The sequence below is a fragment of the Phenylobacterium sp. CCH9-H3 genome (genome assembly GCF_001557235.1).
Classification (GTDB): Bacteria; Pseudomonadota; Alphaproteobacteria; order Caulobacterales; family Caulobacteraceae; genus Phenylobacterium.
On sequence record NZ_LSJI01000074.1, the window covers coordinates 1 to 23,590 of the forward strand.

The window sequence follows — 23,590 nt, forward strand, 5'->3', positions numbered from 1 at the left end:
CAGCCCGCCGCCGCACCACGACATCTATTCGATCGAGGACCTGGCCCAGCTCATCTACGACCTGAAGCAGATCAATCCCGACGCCCGGGTGACGGTGAAGCTGGTGTCGATGACCGGTATCGGCGCCATCGCCGCCGGCGTGGCCAAGGCCAAGGCGGACGTGATCCTGATCTCCGGCAACGTCGGCGGCACCGGCGCCTCGCCCCAGACCTCGATCAAGCACGCGGGCGGGCCGTGGGAGATGGGCCTGTCCGAGGCCCACCAGGTGCTGACCTTGAACAACCTGCGCCACTTCGTGCGGCTGCGGGCCGACGGCGGCATCCGCACGGGGCGCGACGTGGTGATCGCGGCCATGCTGGGCGCCGAGGAGTTCGGGATCGGGACGGCCAGCCTGATCGCCATGGGCTGCATCATGGTGCGCCAATGCCACTCGAACACCTGCCCCGTGGGGGTCTGCACCCAGGACGAGGCCCTGCGCGCCAAGTTCGCCGGCACGCCCGAGAAGGTGATCAACCTCTTCACCTTCATCGCCGAGGAGGTCCGCGAGATCCTGGCCCGGATCGGCGCGCGGTCGCTGCAGGACGTGGTGGGCCGCACCGACCTGCTCATGCAGGTGAGCCGCGGCGGCGAGCATCTGGACGACCTGGACCTGAACCCGCTGCTGGTGAAGGCCGATCCCGGCGCCAACAAGCCCTATTGCACCGTGGCCGGCCGCAACGAGGTGCCCGACACGCTCGACGCCCAGATCGTCCGCGACGCCGCGCCCCTGCTGGAGCGCGGGGAGAAGATGCAGCTCACCTACACGGTGCAGAACACGGCGCGCGCCATCGGCACGCGGACGTCCTCGCACATGGTGCGCAAGTTCGGCATGGACGGCCTGCAGCCCGGCCACCTGACGGTCCAGCTCAAGGGCTCGGCCGGCCAGAGCCTGGGCGCGTTCGCGGTGCAGGGCCTCAGGCTAGAGGTGACCGGCGAGGCCAACGACTACGTGGGCAAGGGACTGTCGGGCGCCACCATCGTGATCCGCCCGGCGCCGCAGCTGGCCCAGCCGCACCGCAACGCCATCCTCGGCAACACGGTGCTGTACGGGGCGACTTCGGGGCGGCTGTTCGCGGCGGGCCTGGCGGGTGAGCGGTTCGGCGTGCGGAACTCCGGCGCCACGGCGGTGATCGAGGGCTGTGGGGCGAACGGGCTGGAGTACATGACCGGCGGGACGGCGGTGATCCTGGGGCCGGTGGGCTTCAACTTCGCGGCCGGCATGACCGGCGGCATGGCCTTCGTCTACGACCCGGAGGGCGCCTTCCACCGGCAGCTGAACGCCGAGAGCGTGGTCACCTGCCGGCCCGAAAGCGCGCACTGGCAGGGCGTGCTGAAGGCGCTGGTGGAGGAGCACCACCGCGAGACCGGCTCGGCCCTGGCCGGCGATCTGCTGCGCAACTGGGATGTGGCGGTGGGGCGCTTCTGGCAGGTCTGCCCGAAGGAGATGGTCGGCCGGCTGGACCACGTGCTCGACGCGGAAGAGCGGGTCCACGAGCGGGCTTGAGCGTTGGGGATGAAAGCCCCCTCTCGCTTCGCGAGCTCCCCCAAAAGGGGGAGCACCTAATCGTCAGGTCCTCCCCCTCTGGGGGAGGTCCAGCGGCGCACCGCGCCGATGGGGCGGGGGTTCGCGGACTGGGCGTCCATGACGTGCTCCTCGCCCACGGCATTCAGGATCCAGCCCGTGGCGGCGTTGACGTCTTCGAGGACCGTGGAGGCCGGGATGCGGAGGGTGCGGACACCTTGGGCGAGAAGCCAGGCGTCGCGGCGGGCGTCACGATCAGGGCGATCGCCGAAGCCGTGGCCTTGGCCGTCGACTTCGACCGCCAGGCGCGCCGCGTGGCAGTAAAAGTCCAGGATATAGGGGCCGATCGGGTGTTGGCGGCGGAAGTGGAGGCCGGCCAGTTTGCGGCTCTTGATCGCCCGCCACAGGACGACTTCGGGGAGGTTCATCGCGCGGCGGTAGAAGGCGGCGCGGTCGCGGACTGGGCGGGGCGCGGACATGCGTGGAGCATGATGCGAACATAGCAGGAACACAAGCCGTGGATGAAAGCCCCCTCTCGCTTCGCGAGCTCCCCCAAAGGGGGAGCACCCCGGTCAGCGTCAGGTCTTCCCCCCTGGAGGGGGTCCCGAAGGGGGCTAACGCTCGAAGCGAAAGCTCCTACCGCCTCGCAAGCGCCCGAACTTCCACGCTTTCAGGCTCCGGCCCCACGTACCGCGCCCGGGGTCGGATGAGGCTGTCGGTCTGGCCCTGTTCGATGGCGTGGGCGATCCAGCCGGCGCAGCGGGCGACGCTGAAGAGGGCGAAGGGGGCGTCGGGGGGGAGCCGGAGCGCCTGGCTGGCGGCGATGAGGGCGAAGTCGACGTTGGGGTCCAGGCCCGTGACCGCCTTCACCGCGGCCTGCAGTCGGGCGAGTTCGGGCGGCGGGGCGAAGCGGTCCAGGAGGGCCGCGGCCCGGGGATCGCCGTCGGGATAGAGGTTGTGGCCGAAGCCCGGCAGGGCGCGGTCGTCGGTGAGGCGGCCGGCGATGGCCTCGCGCGGACCCGCCTGGGCCGCCTCGGCGGCGAACTTGAGCACCGCGGCGGTGGCGCCGCCGTGGCGCGGGCCGGACAGGGTGGCGAGCCCGGCGAGGGCGGCCGCCGCCAGGGAGGCCCCGGTGGAGGCCGCGACCCGGGCGGCGAAGGCCGAGGCGTTGAGCTCGTGGTCGGCGACCAGCACCAGGATGCGGCGGATCAGGTCGGCGCCGGGACCGCCCGGCCCCTGCCCCCAGGCCATGGCCAGCCGGTTGTGGATGGCGCCGCCACCCACCTCGCCCGCGATGGCGTCGGTCAGGACGTCCAGCAGGGTCGCCGCCTCCACCGCCAGGGCCAGGGGCGCGCGGCCGCGGGCGGGCGGATCGGCCGCGGCGCGCAGCGCCAGGGCCAGGTAGCCTCGCGTCCGCATGTCGGGCCCCGCGGGGGGCAGGGGCCTGTCAGTGCGCTTCAGCGCCGCCCCGTGGCCGCCGCGCAGGAGCCGCGCCACCGATTCCAGCGTCTCGGTCTCGGCCAGGCGGATGCCGTCACGCCCCCGGTAGTAGAGCCGCCCGCCGCTGACCGTGGTGATGGCCGACGCGAGAACCGGCTCGCCCCAGGAAATGGCGCCCGCCGCCACGTCGGAGATCTTGCGGCTGCGGGACTTGCGCTCGGCCAGGGCCGCGATGTCGGCGGCCCGGTAGAGGCTGCGGCGCGGATCGCCGGGGTCGGGGCGGACGCTGACCCGGCCCCGGCTGACATACGCGTAGAGCGTCTGGGCGCGCACGCTCAGCCGCGCCTGGGCTTCTTCGGCGGGGATCCAGTCGGCGGATGGCATATATTGATCATATTGATCAATCTTGATCTTTCAGTCCAGCAGGCATTTCTGAAGTTCAGACAATGAATTGGAGAGCTGAAATGTCCGATGGATTGGAAGGCGTCGTGGCGGCCGAGACCGTGCTGAGCGAGGTGGACGGCGCGAACGGCCGGCTGATCATCCGCGGCCGATCGCTCGACGAACTTGCCGGGCGCACGACCTTCGAGGACGTGGTCGGCCTGCTGTTCGGTGGGTTCTATCCCGATCTGCCCGCCGACATCTGGGCGGCGCTGGGTCGAGCCCGGGCCGAGGTGTTCGCCGAGGTCTCGGCCCTGGACACCGGCCTCCTGGACCGCACGCCCATCGAGGCCATGCGCGCCCTGACCGCCCGGCTGGCCGATGGCGACGATGCGCGAACGGCCTTCCGCCTCCTGGCGGCTCCGGCGGTGTTCACGGCGGCCGTGGTCCGCGCCCAAGCCGGCGCCGCGCCGGTGGAGCCCGACCCAACCCTGCGCCACAGCGTCGACATCCTGCGCATGCTGCGCGGCGCGCACCCGTCCAAGGCCGAGGCCGACGCGCTGGACACCTACCTCGTCACCGTCAGCGACCACGGGCTGAACGCCTCGACCTTCGCCGCCCGGGTGGTGGCGTCCACGCGGGCGGGCCTCACCTCCGCGGTGCTGGCGGGCATCAGCGCCCTGAAGGGTCCGCTGCACGGCGGGGCGCCGGGGCCGGTGATCGAGATGCTGGACGAGATCGGCGAGCCCGCGAACGCCCGGGCCTGGATCGAGGCGGCCCTTGGCCGGGGCGACCGGCTGATGGGCTTCGGCCACCGCATCTACAAGGTGCGCGACCCGCGGGCGGACGCCTTGAAGACGGCGGTCCGGTGGCTGGATGCACGGCAGGGCCGGCTGGAGTTCGCCGAGGCGGTGGAGGCCGCCGCCCTGGCGATCCTGCGCGAGCACAAGCCGGACCGGTCGCTTGAGACCAACGTGGAGTTCTATACGGCGCTGCTTTTGGAGGCATTGGACTTCCCGCCCAGCGCGTTCACCTGCGTGTTCGCCATGGGGCGGGTGGCCGGTTGGCTGGCCCACGCGCGCGAACAGCTCGCCGGCGGGCGGCTGATCCGGCCGGCCAGCGTCTATGTGGGGCCGGCGCCCCGCAAGGCGGCGTAGGGGGCTTGCGAGTCGTTAGCGCTGGCGGCGCGTATCGCCCGCGCTAACTAGGAGCCATGGCCGAGCCCGCCCGCCTCACCGCCGCCGAGACCGCCGTCCTGACCCGGCGCGTGACGATGCTGTCGGTGGCGACGGCGGCGGTGCTGGTGACCCTCAAGCTGGCGGCCTGGATCGTCTCGGGCTCCACCGCCATGCTGGCCTCCATGGCGGACTCCGGGCTGGACCTCGTGGCCTCGCTGGCGACCGCCTTCGCCGTTCGCTACGCGGTGGCTCCGCCGGACGCCGAGCATCGGTTCGGGCATGGCAAGGCCGAGGCCTTCGCCAGCCTGCTGCAGGCGGGGCTGGTGTTCGCCTCGGCCGCCCTGATCGCCCGCGAGGCGGTGAGCGACTTCTTGGACCCACATCCGTTGCGACAGGAAGGCTGGGCGGTGGCGGTGATGGCGGTCTCGACCCTGCTGACGGGCGCCCTGATCACGGCCCAGACCCGCGTGCTGCGCAGGACGGCGTCGGTGGCCGTCTCCGGCGACCGGGCGCACTATGCGACGGACCTGGCGTCCAATCTCGTCGCCCTGGTCGGGATCGCCGCCTCGGCCTGGCTGGGGATCAACGGCCTGGACGCGGCGGCGGCGCTGGTGATCGCCGCCCTGCTGCTGTGGGGCGCCGTGGGCGTGTTCCGCGAGGCGTCCGGCCAGCTGATGGACCGGGAGCTGCCGGATGAGGAACGCGCCCAGATCGTGGCCCTGGCGACGGAGGATCCGCGCCTGACCGATGTGCACCAGCTGCGCACCCGCGCCTCGGGCCCCTATGTCCACATCCAGATGCACGCCGACCTCGACCCGCAGCTGACCCTGGAGGCGGCGCACGCGGTGATCGTGGCGGCGGAGAAGCGGATCCTGGCCGCCTTCCCGGCCGCCGACATCATCATCCACGCCGATCCGCGCGGCCGGGCGGAACCGCATGGCGGAGCGTTCGCTGAATCCTAGAGGCCCGCCAACGCAGTAAACGCGCCCTTAAGATCGAGGTCGTCTGTTGACCTCCCACCGATTCGCGTATGAGGCGCGGCCCTTTCCGTACATGCCCTGATGACCGTCGAACGCACTCTCCACCACTTCCCGCTCGACCCGGCCTCGCGCCAGGTGCGCCTGGCGCTGGGCGAGAAGCGGTTGGCGTTCGCGGAGGTGTCGGTGCGCTACTGGGAGCGGCCGCGGGAGCTGACCAAGCTGAATCCGTCGGGCATGGTCCCCGTACTCGTAGAGGCCGAGGCCGGGCGCGCGCCGCTGGTGCTTTGCGAGCCGCTGGCCATCGTGGGTCACCTGGAGGACGCCTATCCCGACCCGCCGCTGCTGGCGCCGGACCCGGCCGAGCGGGCCGAGGCGCGGCGGCTGGTCACCTGGTTCGAGCGCAAGTTCGAGTTCGAGGCCTCGGGCTACATCCTGCACGAGAAGATCGAGAAGCGGCTCCTGGGCCTGGGCGCGCCGCAACTGGCCAACCTGCGCCAGGGCAAGGAGGCGCTGAAGACCCACCTCTTCATGCTGGACGACCTGCTGCAAGCGCGGGAGTGGCTCGCCGGCAAGCGGCTGTCGCTGGCCGACTTCGCGGCGGCGGCGCATTTCTCGGTGATCGACTATTTCGGCGACATGCCGTGGCGCGAGTTCCCGGCCGTGAAGACGTGGTACATGAAGCTGAAGTCCCGGCCCGCGTTCCGGCCGCTGCTCAACGACCGCTGGCCGGGCCTGCACCCCGCCGGGCACTATGACGACCTCGACTTCTGAAGCGCCCGAAGACCTGATCCGCGCCGAGGCGGCTGCGCTCGGCTTCGACCTCTGCCGCTTCACCGACATCGACGAGGCCTGGCCGGCGGCGGAGCGGCTGGCGGCGTTCGTGGACGCGGGCCATCACGGCGAGATGGCCTGGATGGCCGAGACACTGGCGCGGCGCCGGCATCCGCGAGCCATGTGGGATGGCGCCCGCTCGGCCGTCGTGCTCGGAGTGAACTACGGCCCGCGCCACGATCCTCTTGAGGTGCTGGCCCATCCGGACCAGGGCGCGATCAGCGTCTATGCCCAGGGCGACGATTACCACGAGGTGATCAAGGCGCGGCTGAAGGCGCTGGCGCGCTGGATGGTGGCCCGGCTCGGCGGCGAGCTGAAGGTGTTCGTCGACACCGCGCCCCTGCTGGAGAAGCCGCTGGCGGCGCGGGCGGGCCTGGGCTGGCAGGGCAAGCACACCAACCTGGTCAGCCGTGAGTACGGGTCCTGGCTGTTCCTGGGCTCGATCCTGACGACGCTGGAGCTCAGGCCCGACGCGCTGGAGATGGCCGGCTGCGGAAGCTGCCAGGCCTGCCTCGACGTCTGCCCGACCAACGCCTTCCCAGCGCCGTACCAGCTGGATGCCCGGCGCTGCATCTCGTACCTGACCATCGAGCTGAAGGGGCCGATCCCGCGCGAGTTCCGCGCGGCGCTGGGCAACCGCATCTACGGCTGCGACGACTGCCTCGCTGTGTGCCCCTGGAACAAGTTCGCGCAAGCCGGGCGCGAACAGACGCTGGCGGCCCGGGCGGCCCTGACCGCGCCGTCCCTGGCCGAGCTGGCGCGGCTGGACGATGCGGCGTTCCGGACGCTGTTCTCGAAGAACCCCGTGAAGCGCATCGGTCGCGACCGTTTCGTCCGCAACGTGCTGTACGCCATCGGCAACTCCGGCGACCCGGCGCTCGCCGCCGAAGCCCGGCGGCTGCTGGACGACCCTTCGCCGCTGGTGCGCGGCGCCGCCGTCTGGGCGCTGTCCCGGCTGGTGGACCCGGCGAGCTTTGCGGCGCTGCGGACGGGACGGGCCGCCGCGGAGGCCGATCCCGACGTGGCCCAAGAATGGGCCGCCTAGAAGCTGACCGGACCCAGGTCCTTCAGGCGCGGGAGCTTGGTGTCCTTGTCGGAGAGCAGCGGCTCGCCGTCCAGGGGCCAGGGAATGCCCAGGTCCGCGTCGTTCCAGATGATCCCGCCCTCGTCGCCCGGCGAGTAGGGCGCGTCGACCTTATAGAAGATCTCGCACTCTGCGGTCAGGGTGCAGTAGCCGTGGGCGAAGCCGCGGGGCACCCAGAGCTGCTCGCCACCCTCGGCGGTCAGCTCGGCGCTGACCCATTGGCCGTAGGTGGCCGAGCCCGGCCGCACATCCACCGCCACGTCGAAGATCGCGCCCCGTAGCGCCCGGATCAGCTTGCCCTGCGCATTCGGGGATTTCTGGAAGTGCAGGCCGCGGATGATCCCCTTGATGGAGCTGAAGGCCTGGTTGTCCTGGACGAACGTGGTGTCGGCCACGGTGCCGGCCAGGGCCTTCTGGCTCCAGGTCTCTGAGAACCAGCCCCGCGCATCGCCATGGCGCTTCGGCGTGATAAGCAGGACGTCGGGGATGGCGAGCGGCGTGATCGTCATGGGCTTCCGGATCGTGTGGGATGTAGCTGTCGCATGGCGCAGCAGGATGACGAAGACAAGGCCGAACACCCGCCGCAGGTGACCGTCTGCGTGATCGCCTACAACTCCGGGCCGACGCTGCGCACCTGCCTGCAGCGTCTGGGCGCCCAGACGTTCCGCGATTTCGAAGCCCTGGTGATCGACAACGATTCGCCCGATCCGGGCGATGCGGCGATCACGGCGGAGTTTCCGTGGGTGCGGCTGATCCGCAATGCGAAGAACCTGGGCTTCACCGGCGCCGGCAACCAGGGCGCCCGCGAGGGTCGCGGCCGCTGGTACGTGCTGCTCAACCCAGACGCCTATGCCGAACCCGACTGGCTGGCGAAGCTGGTCGCGGCGGCGCAGCGCCATCCCCGCGTTTCCTCCTTCACCTCGCGCCAGATGGTGGAGGGCGAGCCGGGGCTGCTGGACGGGCTGGGCGATGTGATGAGCATCACCGGCATCCCCTATCGCGGCGGCTATCTGAACCCGGACCAGGGCCAGGCGCGCGAAGGCGAGGTGTTCAGTCCCTGCGGCGCGGCGATGATGATCGACCGTCGGCTGTTCCTGGACCTGGGCGGCTTCGACGAGGACTTCTTCTGCTACGGCGAGGACGTGGACCTGGGCTATCGCCTGCAGCTCGCCGGCGAGCCGACCCTGCTGGTCCCCGACGCCACCATCCACCACGTGGGCTCGGCTTCGTCAGGCGGCCGCAAATCGGAGTTCGCGGTGTTTCACGGCACGCGCAACCGCTTCTGGGTGCTGTTCAAGAACACCCCGGCCGTCCTGCTGCCGCTGGTGGTTCCGCTGCACTTGGCGTCGCTGGTGCTGATCTACCTGAAGAAGGACAACCGCCCGCACATTCGCCTGATCCTGCGGGCCGTGGCGGCGGCTTTCGCCGGGGCGCCGAAGATGTTCCGCACGCGAGCCGCGGTGCAGAAGCGGCGGAAGGCGAGCCTGGCGCAGGTGGCGGGGGCGATGACCTGGAACCCGAAGGACCTCTCAGGCCGCCGCCCGGTGATCCGACCGCTCAGGCCCTCGGCCCGCCCTTCCGCCTGACGCCTGGCAGCGTCGGGAGCCGCCCCGCGCCTACCAGGGCTCGTGGAAGGGACGCACCTCGGCCAGGAAGGACCAGGCGTCGCGCGGCTGGTGCGCGAGGTGGAAGATCTCCGCGGCGATCGAGGCGGGTTGGATGAAGAAGTCGTCCGGCTTGTCCTTCATCATTTCGCGGGCCCAGGGCACGTCGATCACCGCGTCGATCACGAGATAGGCGACGTGCACGCCCTTGGGGCCCAGGTCCCGGGCGAGCGATTCCGCCAGGATGCGCTGCGCGGCCTTGGTCGGTGCGAAGGCCGGGAAGTTGGCGCGCCCGCGCAGGGCCGAGGTGTTGCCGGTGACCATCATCGCGCCCTCGCCGGCGGCGACCATCGCCGGCGTCGTCATCCGCGCGAGGTGCATCAGCGCCATGGCGTTGATCTCGAAATTGCGCTGGAGCGCCGCGGGATCCACCTGGAGATAGGTCCCGAAGGCGCCGCCGACGGCGTTGTGGACCACTACCTTGGGGGCGCCGATCTGGCCGAGCACGCGTTCGAGCGCGGCGACGTCGGTGACGTCGCAGGGACAGGCCACCGAGTCCGGAATTTCCGCCTGAAGGGCCGCCAGCCTGTCGGCGTCGCGGGCCAGCATGGCCACGCGGTAGCCGCCGTCGGCGAACCGGCGAGCGATCGCCGCGCCGGTTCCGGGTCCGACCCCCGTCACCAGGGCCAGCGGTTTGGCTGTCGCGGGCATCACGCCGCCTCCTGCCGCGCCAGGGCGCTACGCACGAAATCGAGCCGATCGTTTCCGAAGAACATCTCTTCGCCCACGAACATGACAGGCGCGCCGAAGACGCCGCGCTCCACGGCCGCCGCGGTGGCCTCATCCAGCGCCTCGTCCAGCGCGGGATCGTCGATCCGCGAAGTCAGGCCCGCGTCGCCGACGCCGGCGCCGTTCAGCACCGCGACGACGTCGGCCGGCGTGGCCAGCGGCGCCGGGATGCCCCAGAAGGCGGTGAAGAGCGCGCCGACCGCCTCGCGCGCCTGGCCCGACTCATCCGCCGCCAGCACCGCGCGGAGCAGGCGGCGGGCGTCGATCCTGCCCATCTCCGGATGCGGCTGAAACGGGACGCCATAGATCGCGACCCAGCGCCGGAGGTCCGCGCCGAGGTAGCGGTTCTTCGGCTTGCAGACGATGCTGGTGGGGACATTGCCCACCTGCTTCATCAGTTCGACGATCTCCAGCGGCCGGTAGGTCACCTCGGCGTCGAGGCGCTCGAGCTGGCTGTTTGCCAGGTAGCTGTAAGGGCTGCGGAAATCGAAAAAGAACTCCAGGCGTCGGGTCATGCGGCGTCTCCCTCGTCAATGCGATTGAGGAGCCCACGGACGATGTCGTCGGCCCCGGGCCCCGGGCGGTATTGGATCTGCTCGCGCGGCACCGTCTGCCCGGTCTCAGGGTCGACAAGCGCCAGCTGCAACTCGCGGCCGGTGCGGCGGTCCACGACCTCTACGGTCGGCGCCCCGTAGCCCGACGCGTCCCAGCGATCGCCCCATTCGCGCAACGCCGTGGTCACCTTCCACAGACCGCGGCCCTTTTCCGTCAGGCGGTACTCGTCGCGCGGCGGCCGGTGCTGGTAGCGCACGCGCTCGACCAATCCGTTTGCCTCAAGATGCTTCAGCCGCGCGGCCAATGTGGTCGTCGGGATTCCCAGGCTGGCCCGCAGGTCGTCGTAGCGGCGCAGACCGAACGCCAGATCGCGCAGCACGAGAATGGCCCACCGGTCCCCGATCGCCTCCAGCGCTCCGGCGATCGAGCAGCGCATCCCTGCGAAGGACTTGGATTTCATGACCTGAACTCTGTTACTCTAATCATTAGAGTGACTCGACGCGAACCCGATGGCAAGGAGAAAGCGCACAGTCGTTCACTTCGCGGCCGCAGGTTCGAAGGGGGCCGAATGATGACGGCTTAGAGATGCGCGGCCCCGAATAGGACCGGCCACGGTGTTCCAGGCTTGTTGGCGACGGCGCGCGGTCACCGCTGGTCGGCGCGACGTTCCCTCTGCGCGAGGAGGCGAAGGCGCATCGGGCTCTCGAGGCACGGTCCGTGGCCGGGAAGATCGTGTTGCTGGCCTGATCTCAATCTGGCCCGTGCGGCAGAGGCATCAGACCCAAGGTGTGGCGGGGTCCTCACCCCTCGCTGGCCCAATCGATCAATCGGCGCATGAAGAGCGCGCCGCGTTGCAGCTGGGCGATCTCCACGTATTCGTCCGGCTGGTGAGCCTGGTCGATGGAGCCGGGGCCGCAGATGACGGTGGAGAAGCCGGCCTGCTGGAACTGGCCGGCCTCGGCGGCGAAGGCGACGACGCGGGGCGGGCCGTTGTCGCCGGCCATGCGGCGGGCGAAGGCTTCGGCCGCGCCGTCCGGCTCGGGCCGGAACGGCGGCACGTTGGTGCGCAGCTCGACCACCACGCCGGCCTCGGGGGCGCGGGCCTTAAGCGCCGCGTCCATCGCCGCGCACTCGGCCAGGAACGGCGCCACGATCTCTTCCGGCGTGCGCGGTCCGGGCGAGCGGACGTCGAAGACGAAGTGGCACTCGCGAGCGATGATGTTGTGAGCCGTGCCGCCATTGACCATGCCGATGGTCAGCGTCGGCCCCTTGGGCGTGAATGGCGAGGCGGGGTCGGCCTCGTCCCACAGGCGCGCCGAGAGCTGGTTCAGCGAGCTCATCAGCTTGACCGCCTCCATCACCGCCGAGACGCCCAGGTGCGGCTGGCTGGAGTGGCACTCGCGGCCGGTGACGGTGACGTGGAAGGTGGCGATGCCCTTGTGGCCGTTCACCGCCTCCATGTTGGTGGGCTCGCCGACCACCACCACCGCCGGCGCGGGGACCTCCCGGCGGATGACCTCGATCATGCTGGGGGCGCCCAGGCAGCCGATCTCCTCGTCGTAGGAGAAGGCCAGGTGCACCGGCTTCTTCGCCACCTTGGCCAATTCCGGCGCGGCGGCCAGGGCCAGGGCCAGGAAGCCCTTCATGTCGCAGGTCCCGCGGCCGTAGAGCCGCTCGCCCTTCTGCGTCAGCTCGAACGGGTTGCTGGTCCAGGGCTGGCCATCCACCGGCACCACGTCGGTATGGCCGGACAGCACGACGCCGCCCGCGATGGCTGGACCGATGGCGGCCATGAGGTTGGACTTGGAGCCGTCCGCGTTCGGCACCCGGCGGTGCGGCACGCCGAGGCCGTCGAGATAGCCCTCGACCCATTCGACGAGTTCGAGGTTCGAGCCGCGCGAGGTGGTGTCGAAGCTGACGAGCTTGGCCAGCAGGGCACGGGCAACGGGATAGAGATCGGCGCTCATCGCCTAGGCATAGCCCTTTCCACTCCCGCTGTGTCACCCCGGTTTTCGCCGAAGGCGGAAGACCGGGACCTCGATGCGTTTCGGTGAAGGAATAGCCAAGGCTGCGCCGCCGCGCGCAGACGGGAGCGCAACAGATCGGGGTCCCGGTCCTTGGCTGCGCCAAAACCGGGATGACATTTGAGGAGGTGCTAGCCCTGCTGGATGCGGCCCGGGCCGGGCAGGACGTCGATGAGCTCGATCTTGAAGATCAGGGGCGAGCCGGGCGGGATCTGGCCGGCCGGGTCGTTGCCGTAGCCCAGGTTCGAGGGGACGTAGAGGATCCACTCGTCGCCGGGGCGCATGAGCTGCAGCGCCTCCTGCCAGCCGGGGATCAGGCCCCGCAGCGGCATGGCGGCGGGCTGGCCGCGCTCGTACGAGCTGTCGAAGACCTGGCCGTCCTCGAGCTTGCCTTCGTAGTGGACTTTCACCTCGTCGGTGAGCTGGGGCTTCAGGCCCGTCTCGGGGCCGGAGCGCACGACCTTGTAGGCCAGGCCGGACGGCAGGACCTTCACGCCCGCTTCCTTGGCGGTCTTGTCCATGAACGCCTTGCTGGCGGCCGATTGTTCGGTCGGGGCCGCGGCCGCATCCTTGCCGGCCTTGGGCTGGCAGGCGGCGAGCGCCAGGGCGGCGGCCAGAAAGGTCAGGGTGCGCTTCATCGTGTCAGGTCCTCAGACGACGCGCGGCGGGTAGCCGCGTTCCCGCAGGGCGTCCATCACCTCCTGGGTGTGCTGGGCGTCGCGGGTCTCGATCATCACGTCGAACTCGGCGCCCTTGGCCGGCACGTCCAGCGCCAGGCGGTTGTGCGCCACCTCGATGATGTTGGCGCCCATCTGGCCGATGATCGCCGAGACATTGGCCAGCAGGCCGGGGCGATCGTCGCCGATGATCCGCAGGCTGACGATCCGGCTTTCGCGCACCAGCTCGCGCGTCAGCACCGAGGCCAGCAGGCGAGTGTCGATGTTGCCGCCGGTGATCACCAGGCCGCACTTCTTGCCGCGGAACCGTTCGGGATAGGCCAGCAGGGCTGCCAGGGACGCCGCGCCGGCGCCCTCCACCACCGTCTTCTCGACATTGCAGTAGAGCGCGATGCCCCGCTCGAAGAACGGCTCCTCGATCAGCAGCACGTCGTCCAGCAGCGGCCGAGCCACGGCATAGCTGAGGTCGCCCACGGCCTTGACGGCGATGCCCTCGGCGATGGTGGCGCCGCCGCCGTTCTGGGCCATCTGGACGCCGCGCATCTTGGCGGTGAACGAGGGGAACATGGCCGGCTCCAGGCCAATCACCTGGATGTCCTGCTTCAGGTGCTTGGCCGCCGTGGCCATGCCGGCGATCAGGCCGCCGCCGCCGATGGGGACCGGCAGGACCTCCAGGTCCGGCACGTCTTCCAGCATCTCCAGGGCCACGGTGCCCTGCCCGGCCATGACGTCCTCGTCGTTGAACGGGTGGACAAAGGTCAGCTCGCGTTCGTCGCAGAGCTTGCGGGCGGTGGCCGAGGCCTCGTCGTAGCCGTCGCCGTCGATCACCACCTCGGCGCCGTGGGCGCGGGTCTGCTGGACCTTCACGAAGGGCGTGCCCTTGGGCATGACGATGGTCACGGGGATGCCCAGCCGGGCGGCGTGATAGGCCAGGCCTTGACTGTGGTTGCCGGCCGAGGCGGCGATCACGCCCCGCGAGCGCACGTTCTCGCCCAGCTGCAGCAGCTTGTTGAGCGCGCCGCGCTCCTTGTAGGCCGCCGTGAACTGGAGGTTCTCGAACTTCACCCACACCTGGGCGCCCGTGATGTCGGACAGGGTCTTGGAGAAGCGGCACGGCGTGCGCTCGATATGACCCTTCAACCGCGCCTGTGCGGCAAGGATATCGTCGAAGGCGAGGGTCATGGGCGCGGCCGGCTGTTCGGAAAGGCGCGCAACCTAACGACGGCAAGGCTCTGCCGCAATGCAGCGGAGCCGGAAGGCCTTAGGCCGCGACCATCGGCCCGGAATCAGGCTTTCTGAAAACTCGCCCCGCCCGCCAGCCGGTATGATCGCCCCCGTGCCCGATCCCCTCACCCGACCCGCCCTGTTCCTCGACCGCGACGGCGTGCTCAACGAGGATCGCGGCTACGTCTATCGCTGGGAGGATTTCCGCTGGATCCCCGGCGCCCGCGAGACGGTGGCGGCGTTCAACCGAGCCGGCTGGCTGGTGATCGTGGTGACGAACCAGTCCGGCGTCGGCCGCGGCTATTATTCCGAAGACGAGATGCACGCCCTGCACGCCCAGATGCAGGCCGACTTGGCGCAGGCCGGCGGGCGGATCGACGCCTTCTATCACGCCCCCCAACACCCGGAGGCGCCGGTGGAAGCCTATCGCCACCCCGACCCGCCGCTGCGCAAGCCGAATCCGGGGATGATCCTGCAGGCGCTGCAGGACTGGCCGATCGATGCGGAGGCCTCGCTGCTGATCGGCGACAAGCCGTCCGACCTGGAGGCCGCGCTCAGAGCTGGCATACGCGCGGCGCTGTTCGAGGGTGGCGACCTCAAGGCCTTCCTGGCCAAGGAAGATCTGCTGCCCTGAGAGCTGTCGGTCAGCGGCTCTCCATCTGCACCAGCAGCCGCTCCAGCGCTTCCAGTTCGTCGGCCTCGCCCGGCGGCTTGTCCCAGCGGATGCGGCTGATGCGGGGAAAGCGCATGGCGACGCCCGACTTGTGCCGGGTCGAACGCTGCAGGCCCTCGAACGCCACCTCGAAAACCAGGCCCTTGTGCGGTTCGGCGCGGACCGAGCGGACGGGGCCGAACCGCTCGACCGTATTGTCGCGGACGAACTTGTCGATCTGCAGCAGCTCCTCGTCGGTGAAGCCGAAATAGGCCTTGCCCACCGGCGTCAGCGCCCGCTGGCCGAGCTCGTCCGCGTTCCAGACGCCGAAGGTGTAGTCGGAGTAGAAGCTGGACCGCTTGCCGTGGCCGCGCTGGGCGTACATCAGCACCGCGTCGATCAGGAACGGGTCGCGCTTCCACTTGAACCACGGCCCCTTGGGCCGCCCGGCGACGTAGGGCGCGTCCCAGCGCTTCAGCATCAGGCCTTCGGCGACCTGGGGATCGCCCTCCGGCGGGGCGGCGCGCAGGTCGGCGAGCTCGGCCCAGGTGACGAACGGCCGCATGGGCGACAGGTCGATGCGCGCGCTGGCCTGTCGCGCCACGAAGGCCTCCAGCCGCCGGCGCCGTTCGGCGAGCGGCAGCCCGCGGGTGTCGTCGGGGCCGTCCTGCAGCAGGTCGTAGGCGCGGATCGCGGCCGGGTAGGCGGCCATCAGCTTCGCATCCACCGTCTTTCGGTTCAGCCGCTGCTGCAGGTCGGCGAACGGCGCGACCCGGCCATACCGGATCACCAGCAGTTCCCCGTCGATCACCCCCTCGTCGTCCAGCGCATCCAGGATGTCGGGGAAGGTGCGGGAGATGTCGTCGCCGGTGCGGGTGTAGAGCCGGCGCAGGCCGCCCTCGTGCGCCGCCTGCACGCGGATGCCGTCCCACTTCCACTCCGCAGCATAGTCGGCGGGGTCCAGCTTGGCGAAGTCCACCGCCTCGTCGATGGCCTGGGCCAGCATCACCGGCCGGAAGCGGGCCGGGTTCTCCGCGGACGGCTTGTCGGAGCGGCCCTCCAGCCAGGCGAAGAGGTCCTCATACGGCGGGTGCAGGGCGTGCCACAGCTCCTCGATCTCGGCCGGATCGACGCCGCCCATCTCCGCGGCCGCACGCTTGGCGAGGCGGGCGGTCAGGCCGACCCGCAACGCCCCCGTCATCAGCTTCAAGAGGGCCCAGCGTTCGCGCGGCTCGCGCATGGCGTCCAGCCAGCCCTCGATCAGCCGCTGGACCTCCGGGCGCGTCGCGGTGCGCAGGGCCTCGATCACCTCGCTGAGCTCCGGCTCGCGGTTGGCGCCGGGCCGCGCGGGCCAGACCAGGGAGACCGCCTCCGCCAGGTCGCCCACATAGTCGTAGCTCCAGCGGAAGAGCTGCGGATCCATCCGCTCTTCCACCGCCTTGCGGATGAACGCCGGCTTGGCGGTGTCGAAGCTGAGGTCGCCGGTGAGGGCCGCCAGGGCCCAGCCGCGGTCCGGGTCGGGCGTATCGCGCAGGTAGTCGCGCACCATCGTCAGCTTGGCGTTCCGCGAGGACGTCAGCGACAGCCGGTCGAGCAGTTCGGCGAAGGCGCGCACCGGTCCTACTCCTCCTCGTCCTCGTAGCCCACCAGCGCCAACGCCCGGGCCGGGATGTCGTGGAGGCTCGCCCAGCGGGCCAGGGCCTCCTCCCGACCATGGGTGATCCAGAGCTCCCCCGGCCGAAGCTCGTCGACCGTGGCGGTCAATTCGTCCCAGTCGGCATGGTCGGAGATGACGAGGGGCAGCTCCACGCCCTTCTGGCGGGCCCGGGCGCGGATTTGCATCCAGCCGGAGGCGAAGGCGGCGACGGGCTCGGGAAAGCGGCGGCTCCAGCGGTCCTGCATGGCCGAGGGCGGGGCGACGATGATCTGGCCGGCGAACTCGGCCTTCTTCGCCGTGGTGGCCGGAGCCAGCGGGCCGAGGTCGACGCCGTGGCGCTCATAGAGGGCGTTCAGGCGCTCCAGGGCGCCGTGGACGTAGATGATCCGGTCCCAGCCGGCCTCGCGCAGCAGGCGGATGATCCGCTGGGCCTTGCCCAGGGCATAGGCGCCGACGATGTGACTGCGTTCCGGGAACTGGGCGACCGAGCGCAGGAGGCGGGCGATCTCGTCTCGGTCGTCGGGGTGGCGGAAGACCGGCAGGCCAAAGGTCGCCTCCGAGATGAAGACGTCGCAGGGGACGGGCTCGAAGGGCGGGCATGTCGGGTCCCGGCGACGCTTGTAGTCCCCGCTGACCACCATGGTCAGGCCCTTCCACCGCACGACGGCCTGGGCGGATCCGAGGACATGGCCGGCGGGGACCAAGGTCACTTCCACCTCGTCGCGGGCCACGACCTCGCCGTAGGCGGCCGCCTGCCGCGCCCGGGCGAAGTCGGCGCCATACCGCTCGCCCATGATGTCCAGGGTCTGCGGCGTCGCCAGCACCGCCCCGTGGCCGGCGCGGGCGTGGTCGGCGTGGCCGTGGGTGATCACGGCGCGACCCACCGGCCGGACGGGGTCGATGTAGAAGTCGCCGGGGGCGCAGTAGAGGCCCTCGGGCTTGGGGCAGAGCAGGTCCTGGGGGCGGATCATCGCTCAACAATGTAGGGGCGCGGCGAAGGCTCCGCCCAGGCCCAGGATCATTGACTTCCCCGGCTCTCAGTCCCTAGGCCGGTGACATGTCCGACTTCAACACCGCCCCGCTGCCCGAGCGGATGCTGATGGCGCCCCACGCCGACGCGCTGGGGCTCTCGCTGGTTTCCATCGAGAAGGGCCGCGGGACGATGTCCGCTCCCTGGCGCGAGGAGTTGGTGGGCGACCCCGAGACCGGGGTGATCGCCTCGGGCGTGGTCACGGCGCTGATCGACCATACCTGCGGCCTGGCGATCAATTCGGCGATGGGGGAGCTCACCCCCATTGCGACGCTGGACCTGCGGATCGACTACCTGCGGCCGGCCGCGCCGCGCGCAGGCGTCACCGCCGAGGCGCACGCCTACCGCCTCACCCGGACCATCGGCTTCGTGCGGGCCGAGGCCTGGGACGTGGAGCGCGGCGACCTGGTGGCCACGGCCCAGGCGGCCTTCATGCTCAACACCCGCGCCCAGCCGCTGAAGGACTGAGCCGATGGAGGACACCGCAATCCAAAGCCTCGACGCCTTTCTCCAGAAGGTGCCCTACGTCCGCTTCCTCGGCATGCGCGTGGAGCTCGCGGGCGACGAGATGACCGCCGTGCTGCCGTTCCAGCGGACGCTGATCGGCAACCCGATCCTGCCGGCCCTGCACGGCGGGGCGCTGGGCGGCTTCATGGAGCTGACCGCCCTGGCGCAGCTGTCGCTGGCCCAGCCCGGCCGGCGGGTGCCCAAGACCATCGACATCACCATCGAGTACCTGCGCTCGGGCCGGGCCCAGGACACCTACGCCCGCGCCGTCCTGCGCAAGGTGGGCCGCCGCGTGGCCAACGTGCAGGTGGAGGCCTGGCAGGACAGCCGGTCGCAGCCCATCGCCGGCCTGACGGGGCACTTCCTGATGCGGAACGAGGACTAGGCGCTCCGGCGGAAACCCCCTCCCCCTTCGGGACCTCCCCCAAAGGGGGAGGTCCTGGCGCGCAAGATGCTCCCCCATTGGGGGAGCTCGCGAAGCGAGAGGGGGCTAGTTCGCCGCCGCCCGCTCGGTTGCGATCTGACTGAGCGCCGCCTGGGCCTTGGCCTCGGCGGCGGCGTCCTTGCGGTTGCGGGCCTCGATGAGCTGGCCAGTGGCCTCCATCTCGCGCACCGGAATCAGGTGGCTGTCGTCGGCGGCGATGAAGGGCTTGGTCTGGATCTTCTCCAGGACCGCGCGCTGGCGGGCCGCCTCGGGGGTGTCGCCGACGCCGTAGCCGAAGATGAAGTCGCCGAGCTTCTTGCGCAGCGCCGGGTCCAGGTCCTTCCGCCAGACCAGCGGATCTTCCGGAATCCGAGGCGAGCGCCAGACGATCTCGACGTTCTTCAGCGTGTTGCGCGCCACATCGGTGTCCAGCAGCTTCAGCCGGTCCATGGAGGCGGTGTTGTTGGTGGCCGCGTCCAGCAGGCCGCCGGAGACCGAGAACAGGTTGGTCTCGTGGTTGGCGGAGCGGACGGTCTTGAAGCAGTTGGACGGATCGAGGTTTCGCGGCGCGAACAGGTAGGTCATCGGCGCCAGGGTGCCGGAGGTGGACTTCGGATCGCCCATGCCGAAGTTCAGCGTCCGGTCGCACTTCAGGATGCGGTCGAGGGTCAGGCCCGAGCCGGCCTTGACGATGACCACCGCCTCGTAGCCGTCGATGCCGCTGGGGTTCACCGAGCGGGCGAAGACCTCGCCGTTCGCGCGCCGCACGGCCTCGAGGCCCGACTGGTTGGTGAACCAGCCGAGGTCGGTCTGCTTGAACCGCATCGCCTCGATCAGGGCCGTGTAGTTCGAGCCGTAGAACGCCTTCACCGGCCGGCCGAGGGCCTTGGACATGTCGGCGAGGAAGGGCGCCCAGTCGGCCTCGGCGCTGGTCTGGCTCTCGGCCGACAGGATCGAGAAGACGATCTCCTTGCGCTCGGCCGCCGGCTGGGACTGGCCACAGCCGGCCAGGAGCGCGGCGGCGGCAAGGGCGAGGATCAGTCTGCGGTTCATTTCGCCTCCACCGGCGGCAGCTTCATGGCCACCACCTCGCGTTTCGCCCGGCTGATCCCGAACAGCACCCGATCGGCGCTGCGGTCGAACGCGATGGCCTGCCCCTCCACCGCCACGGGGATCGTCGCCACGTGCTTCAGGACCGAGCCGATCCGCGGCAGCTCCAGGACATAGACCTCCGGCAGGTCGTGGCCGGTGACGTACAGGCGGCCGTCCGCGCCCCAGGCTCCGCCGGAGGAGCTCCTGGGCTTGAACCGGGCCAGCACGCTGTCGGGGAAGGTCCAGACGCCGGTGACCTTCCACTTGTCGTCGTAGCGCAGGAGGGTGGTGAAGCGGTGGTCGCGGCCCGGCTGGCCGCCGCGGCCGTCGTAGTTGGCGAAACAGGCCCACCAGCCGTCGGCCCGCCGGTCGACCCAGGTCAGCGACCCGGGCTGCGGCGAGATGGCGATGGAGCGCAGATGCGTCATGGCCGCGGGGTCGAACACCTCCACCGAGCCCTGCATCGGCAGGCTGGGATAGTTCGAGCTGGCGCAGACCAGTTCTGGCCCCATGACGGCGCAGGAATTCAGGTGTGGGAAGGTCGCCGGGTCGCCCGCCCAGGTGCCCACCTTCTGGCCGGTGGCGCGGTCGTACTTGGCGATGGTGGAGTTATCGACCGCGTGGATGAAGGCCGGGTCCACCGCCACGCCCTGGTTCGCCTCGGGCGCCGGCAGGCGCGACAGCGTCTCGGCCGGACTCAGCGCCAGGACGGCGGCGGCCAGGAGCTCAAGCATTGTTCAACCCCGCCCTGCCGTCCTCGACCACGAACTTCGCCAAATCGCGGATCGGCGACCTGGGCGCGAGGGCGTTCTCCACCCCGCGGAAGGTGACCGCGCATTCGCGGGCGGTGATGTCCACCAGGCCGTAGCCGCGGGTGTCGCCGTCGCCGAACTTGATCTGGGGGTTGATGTTCATCATGCCCCGGACGATCTCGCGTGAGCGGCCGAACGATGTGATGGACCCGCCGACGAACTCGCTGGCGATCGGCTTGCCGCCCGGCTCCAGCGACAGGTCGGCCGCGAAGAAGGTGTGCACGTCGCCGCCCAGCACCACCGGGTTGGACACCTTGTGGTCGCGCCAGCCTTCCAGGACGCGGCGGCGGGTCTGGGCGTAGCCGTCCCAGCCGTCGTTACTGACCCGGCCGTCCGGCGTGATCACCTCGTTCACCAGGGTCTGCTGGCCCAGGAGATTCCAGCGGGCGGGCGTGTCGCGCAGCTGGCCCGACAGCCAGGCCTCCTGCCGCTCGCCCAGCAGCGAACGCTTTGGATCGCTGCGCTCGGGGCACGCGGCGGGGATCAGCTTGCCGTTCGACTGGGCGTCGCAGCTGCGGGGCGCCCGGAACTGGCGGTCGTCGAGGATCGCGAGCCGCGCCAGCCGCCCCCAGTCCATGGCCCTGTAGAGGCGCATGTCCGGGCCCACCGGCTTCACGGCCCGGCGAAGGGGCATATTCTCGTAGTAGGCCTGATAGGCGGCGGCCCGGCGCTGCAGGAACTGGGCGACCGGCGGATTGGTGCGGTCCTGGTCGCCGCCGTAGTCGTTGGCCACCTCGTGGTCGTCCCACATGACCACCCAGGGCGCCGCGGCGTGGGCCGCCTGAAGGTCGGCGTCGGCCTTGTACCAGGCGTAGCGCTGCCGGTAGCTGGCGAGGTCGCGGGCTTCGACCGGCGGGTGGAGCCGCACCGCCTCCTTGGCCGCGGCCTTCTCGTAGATGTAGTCGCCCAGGAAGAGGACCAGATCGGGGTTTTCCTGGGCCATGTGCGCGTGCGCCGCGTAGAAGCCGGACTCGTACTTCTGGCAGGAGCCGTACGCGATCCGCAGCCGGTCGACCTGGGCCCCCGGCTGCGGCGCCGTCCGGGTGCGGCCCACCGGGCTGGCGTGGCCGCCGGCGGTGAAGCGGTAGAAGTAGCGGCGGTCCGGCTTGAGGCCCCCGACCTCGACGTGGACCGAATGGCCGGCTTCGGCGACGGCCAGAGCCCGACCACGCCGCACGACCTTGCGCAGGCCCTCGTCCTCGGCGATCTCCCAGCCCACGCGGACCTGCGCCGCGCCCAGGCCGCCATCCATCGCCTGGGGATCGACGACCAGCCGGGTCCACAGCACGACGCCGTCGGGCTCGGGCTCGCCCGAGGCGATCCCCACGCGGAACGGATAGTCGGCCAGCCGCGCCTGAGCGAGCGCCGGCGTCCAGGCCGCTGGCGTCAGGGCCGCCCCGGCCATGGCGGCCGCCTGCCAGAGCAGGCGGCGGCGGGTCGAGCCGTCTACCACCGGGCGGAAAGGCCCACGTAGTACGTGCGCTTGTAGCGCTCGTAGTTGGTCAGCCAATCCTTGTGGCCGCCCTGGTACTCGCGCAGCTTCTCGTCGGTCAGGTTCTGCAGGTCCACGAACACCTCGATGCGATCGGTCACCGCATAGCTTACCTTGGCGTTCAGCCGGCGGTAGTCGTCATCGAAGGTATCGGCGTCGGCGTCGCTGCCGATGGACTGCGGGGCCTTGCCCGTGTGGTGGTACGACAGCGCCGCCTCGATCCGACCCTTCTGGTAGAAGAGCTGGGCGCCCCAGAGCAGGTCGGATTGGCCGAGGAACGGCAGCTCGCCCCGGCCCGGAACGTTCAGTTCGGAGTCGGTGAGGGTGACGTTGCCCGACACCCCGAAGCCGCTCCAGAGACCGGGCAGGAAGGTGAACTGCTGCTGGTACTGCAGCTCCAGCCCCCGGATCTCACCGTCCTCGGCGTTGCGCGGCTGGGTGTAGGCCAGGCGGGTGAAGGTGCGGCCATCCAGCGTCACGCCGGTCTGGGTTTCGCGGAAGCTGAAGATGGGGTCTTCGATCCGCTTTAGGAACGCGCCCGCCGAGACGAGGCCACCCGGGGCGAAGTACCACTCCACCGACACGTCGAAGTTCTCGGACCGGAACGGCTTCAGACCCACGTTGCCCTCGGAAAGCTCGCCGTCCAACGTGCCGTCCGGATTGGTCACGACGGTCAGCAGGCCGCCCGGACGCAGCTGCGGATACTGCGGCCGACCGATAGTGTGGGTGTAGGCGGCGCGGACCACGACGTCCTCGCGCGGCTCCCAGCGCAGGTGCAGGTTCGGCAGGAAGTCGGTGTATTCGCCCGACCGGGTCACCGGCTTGACCAGGCCACCGCTGAGCAGGAAGCCGCGGACGTCCGTCTCGGTCCGCTCCACCCGCCAGCCGGCGAGGACGCTCACCGCGCCGAAGTCGATATTGGCCATGGCGTAGCCGGCCATGACGCGCTCCGTCAGGCTGTAGTCGCTGAGCGTGTCGTTCGAGAGGCTGGTCGAATTGTTGCGCACGATGCGCGGACCGCCCAGGTTCGCCGCGGTGAAGGCCTTGATGGCCTCCTCGTCGATCACGAACTGGTTCACATAGGTCGCCTCGCCCAGGGACACGTCCATGTTCGGGCCCTGGAGACCGAAGTCGGCCAGGGTGAAGCGGTTGGCCGTCGTGCCGCGCTCGTAGATGTCGGTGCGGCCGTCGAACTTCTTGTCGGTCTCGCGAATCTTCGCGCCGATCTTGAAGAAGCTGTCCTCGCCGATGTCGATGTCGCGGCGCAGATCGAAGCGGGCGGCCTTGTTGGTCTCCTCGCCGCTCTCGTCCTGGACGGTGTACTGCCGGAAGCCCAGGTCGCTCGCCGCCAGATTCCGAGGCGTGGCGGTGTAGAGCAGCGGCTGCATGTCGAAATCGACGGTGGCCGCGCCGCCCCGGAACAGCCACAGCTCGTTGGGCTCGATCAGCTCGTTGTAGCCCCAGGAGACGTCGTATTCGATCCGCCAGGGACCCCGCTCGTGCTCCGCGCCGAGCTGGAAGCTGGAGATCGACTTTTCCTTGTACTCGGTGCGCAGGTCCTGGCGGGCCTCGACGTTGCGAGCAACACCGCCGGTC

24 protein-coding genes and 1 pseudogene are annotated in these 23,590 nt (G+C 70.4%); 10 read left to right on the top strand and 15 right to left on the bottom strand.

Translation table 11 applies throughout. From position 1 onward, the window contains the following. The coding region (locus AX721_RS06225; RefSeq protein WP_255373639.1) for a glutamate synthase-related protein at positions 1-1,543 on the top strand (1,543 nt) is incomplete at its 5' end. 56 nt (positions 1,544-1,599) lie between these two features. Here AX721_RS06225 and AX721_RS26700 read toward each other — a convergent pair. Next, positions 1,600-2,040, bottom strand: a complete 441-nt coding sequence (locus AX721_RS26700; protein WP_082765558.1) for an endonuclease domain-containing protein — start codon at positions 2,038-2,040, stop codon at positions 1,600-1,602. Positions 2,041-2,197: 157 nt separating this feature from the next. Next, a complete protein-coding gene (locus AX721_RS06235) occupies positions 2,198-3,385 on the bottom strand; it encodes a citrate synthase (protein WP_068875151.1) in 1,188 nt (395 codons plus the stop codon). Positions 3,386-3,465: 80 nt separating this feature from the next. Between AX721_RS06235 and AX721_RS06240 the strand changes: the two genes are divergently transcribed. The 4 genes from AX721_RS06240 (at position 3,466) to queG (ending at position 7,416) form a co-directional block, all read left to right on the top strand. Next, entirely contained in the window at positions 3,466-4,539 is a 1,074-nt protein-coding gene (locus tag AX721_RS06240; RefSeq protein WP_068875152.1) for a citrate synthase/methylcitrate synthase, read from the top strand. A gap of 56 nt (positions 4,540-4,595) precedes the next feature. Then, positions 4,596-5,522 (top strand): cation diffusion facilitator family transporter, encoded by a 927-nt coding sequence (locus AX721_RS06245; RefSeq protein WP_068875153.1) that lies wholly within the window; start codon positions 4,596-4,598, stop codon positions 5,520-5,522. A gap of 99 nt (positions 5,523-5,621) precedes the next feature. After that, positions 5,622-6,311, top strand: coding sequence for a glutathione S-transferase family protein (locus AX721_RS06250; RefSeq protein ID WP_068875154.1), 690 nt, complete (start codon positions 5,622-5,624; stop codon positions 6,309-6,311). Beyond that, positions 6,292-7,416, top strand: coding sequence for a tRNA epoxyqueuosine(34) reductase QueG (queG, locus tag AX721_RS06255; protein ID WP_068875155.1), 1,125 nt, complete (start codon positions 6,292-6,294; stop codon positions 7,414-7,416). Before AX721_RS06250 ends, queG begins: the two co-directional genes overlap by 20 nt. Here the strand turns inward: queG and rfbC are convergent. Next, complete coding sequence (rfbC, locus tag AX721_RS06260) at positions 7,413-7,964, bottom strand: dTDP-4-dehydrorhamnose 3,5-epimerase (protein WP_068875156.1); 552 nt, start codon at positions 7,962-7,964, stop codon at positions 7,413-7,415. The two genes, queG and rfbC, sit on opposite strands and share 4 nt — an antisense overlap. A 33-nt stretch (positions 7,965-7,997) precedes the next feature. Here rfbC and AX721_RS06265 point away from each other — a divergent pair, with 33 nt between their 5' ends. After that, positions 7,998-9,041, top strand: a complete 1,044-nt coding sequence (locus AX721_RS06265; protein WP_068875157.1) for a glycosyltransferase family 2 protein — start codon at positions 7,998-8,000, stop codon at positions 9,039-9,041. Positions 9,042-9,071: 30 nt separating this feature from the next. Here AX721_RS06265 and AX721_RS06270 read toward each other — a convergent pair whose 3' ends face one another. Genes AX721_RS06270 through AX721_RS06280 form a run of 3 tightly spaced genes read right to left on the bottom strand, consistent with a single transcriptional unit; the run spans position 9,072 to position 10,863 of the window. Continuing rightward, positions 9,072-9,770 (bottom strand): SDR family NAD(P)-dependent oxidoreductase, encoded by a 699-nt coding sequence (locus tag AX721_RS06270; RefSeq protein WP_068875158.1) that lies wholly within the window; start codon positions 9,768-9,770, stop codon positions 9,072-9,074. Next, complete coding sequence (locus AX721_RS06275; protein WP_068875159.1) at positions 9,770-10,363, bottom strand: 2-hydroxychromene-2-carboxylate isomerase; 594 nt, start codon at positions 10,361-10,363, stop codon at positions 9,770-9,772. Before AX721_RS06275 ends, AX721_RS06270 begins: the two co-directional genes overlap by 1 nt. Beyond that, positions 10,360-10,863 (bottom strand): helix-turn-helix domain-containing protein, encoded by a 504-nt coding sequence (locus AX721_RS06280; protein WP_068875160.1) that lies wholly within the window; start codon positions 10,861-10,863, stop codon positions 10,360-10,362. The genes AX721_RS06275 and AX721_RS06280 overlap by 4 nt, the downstream gene beginning before the upstream one ends. Positions 10,864-11,027: 164 nt before the next feature. Here AX721_RS06280 and AX721_RS28545 point away from each other — a divergent pair. Next, a pseudogene (locus AX721_RS28545) lies at positions 11,028-11,150 on the top strand (zinc-binding dehydrogenase); the annotation flags it as partial. Positions 11,151-11,203: 53 nt separating this feature from the next. Here the strand turns inward: AX721_RS28545 and argE are convergent. From argE to AX721_RS06295, 3 genes are all read right to left on the bottom strand, one after another. Beyond that, entirely contained in the window at positions 11,204-12,370 is a 1,167-nt protein-coding gene (gene argE / locus AX721_RS06285) for an acetylornithine deacetylase (protein ID WP_068875161.1), read from the bottom strand. A 188-nt stretch (positions 12,371-12,558) separates the two neighbouring features. Continuing rightward, the gene (locus tag AX721_RS06290; protein ID WP_068875162.1) at positions 12,559-13,065 is read right to left on the bottom strand and encodes an FKBP-type peptidyl-prolyl cis-trans isomerase; all 507 of its coding nucleotides are present in this window, start codon (positions 13,063-13,065) and stop codon (positions 12,559-12,561) included. A gap of 12 nt (positions 13,066-13,077) precedes the next feature. Continuing rightward, positions 13,078-14,286, bottom strand: a complete 1,209-nt coding sequence (locus AX721_RS06295) for a threonine ammonia-lyase (RefSeq protein ID WP_068875163.1) — start codon at positions 14,284-14,286, stop codon at positions 13,078-13,080. Between the two features lie 154 nt (positions 14,287-14,440). On the opposite strand from AX721_RS06295, the gene AX721_RS06300 reads away from it, so the two are divergent. Continuing rightward, complete coding sequence (locus AX721_RS06300) at positions 14,441-14,962, top strand: HAD-IIIA family hydrolase (RefSeq protein ID WP_082765287.1); 522 nt, start codon at positions 14,441-14,443, stop codon at positions 14,960-14,962. 10 nt (positions 14,963-14,972) lie between these two features. Here AX721_RS06300 and AX721_RS06305 read toward each other — a convergent pair whose 3' ends face one another. Continuing rightward, entirely contained in the window at positions 14,973-16,595 is a 1,623-nt protein-coding gene (locus tag AX721_RS06305; protein ID WP_068875165.1) for a cisplatin damage response ATP-dependent DNA ligase, read from the bottom strand. A gap of 5 nt (positions 16,596-16,600) precedes the next feature. Next, a complete protein-coding gene (locus AX721_RS06310; RefSeq protein WP_068875166.1) occupies positions 16,601-17,608 on the bottom strand; it encodes a ligase-associated DNA damage response exonuclease in 1,008 nt (335 codons plus the stop codon). 86 nt (positions 17,609-17,694) lie between these two features. Between AX721_RS06310 and AX721_RS06315 the strand changes: the two genes are divergently transcribed. Both AX721_RS06315 and AX721_RS06320 read left to right on the top strand, forming a co-directional pair. After that, positions 17,695-18,135, top strand: a complete 441-nt coding sequence (locus AX721_RS06315; RefSeq protein WP_068875167.1) for a PaaI family thioesterase — start codon at positions 17,695-17,697, stop codon at positions 18,133-18,135. 4 nt (positions 18,136-18,139) lie between these two features. Further along, a complete protein-coding gene (locus tag AX721_RS06320; protein WP_068875168.1) occupies positions 18,140-18,559 on the top strand; it encodes a PaaI family thioesterase in 420 nt (139 codons plus the stop codon). A 105-nt stretch (positions 18,560-18,664) separates the two neighbouring features. Here the strand turns inward: AX721_RS06320 and phnD are convergent, their stop codons facing one another. From phnD to AX721_RS06340, 4 genes are all read right to left on the bottom strand, one after another. Beyond that, the gene (gene phnD, locus AX721_RS06325) at positions 18,665-19,651 is read right to left on the bottom strand and encodes a phosphate/phosphite/phosphonate ABC transporter substrate-binding protein (RefSeq protein ID WP_068875169.1); all 987 of its coding nucleotides are present in this window, start codon (positions 19,649-19,651) and stop codon (positions 18,665-18,667) included. Beyond that, positions 19,648-20,424 (bottom strand): hypothetical protein, encoded by a 777-nt coding sequence (locus AX721_RS06330; RefSeq protein ID WP_068875170.1) that lies wholly within the window; start codon positions 20,422-20,424, stop codon positions 19,648-19,650. Before AX721_RS06330 ends, phnD begins: the two co-directional genes overlap by 4 nt. Continuing rightward, positions 20,417-21,955 (bottom strand): alkaline phosphatase, encoded by a 1,539-nt coding sequence (locus tag AX721_RS06335; RefSeq protein WP_082765286.1) that lies wholly within the window; start codon positions 21,953-21,955, stop codon positions 20,417-20,419. Before AX721_RS06335 ends, AX721_RS06330 begins: the two co-directional genes overlap by 8 nt. Further along, a partial coding sequence (locus tag AX721_RS06340) for a TonB-dependent receptor (RefSeq protein WP_156467039.1) occupies positions 21,949-23,590 on the bottom strand: 1,642 nt, incomplete at its 5' end. The genes AX721_RS06335 and AX721_RS06340, both read right to left, overlap by 7 nt.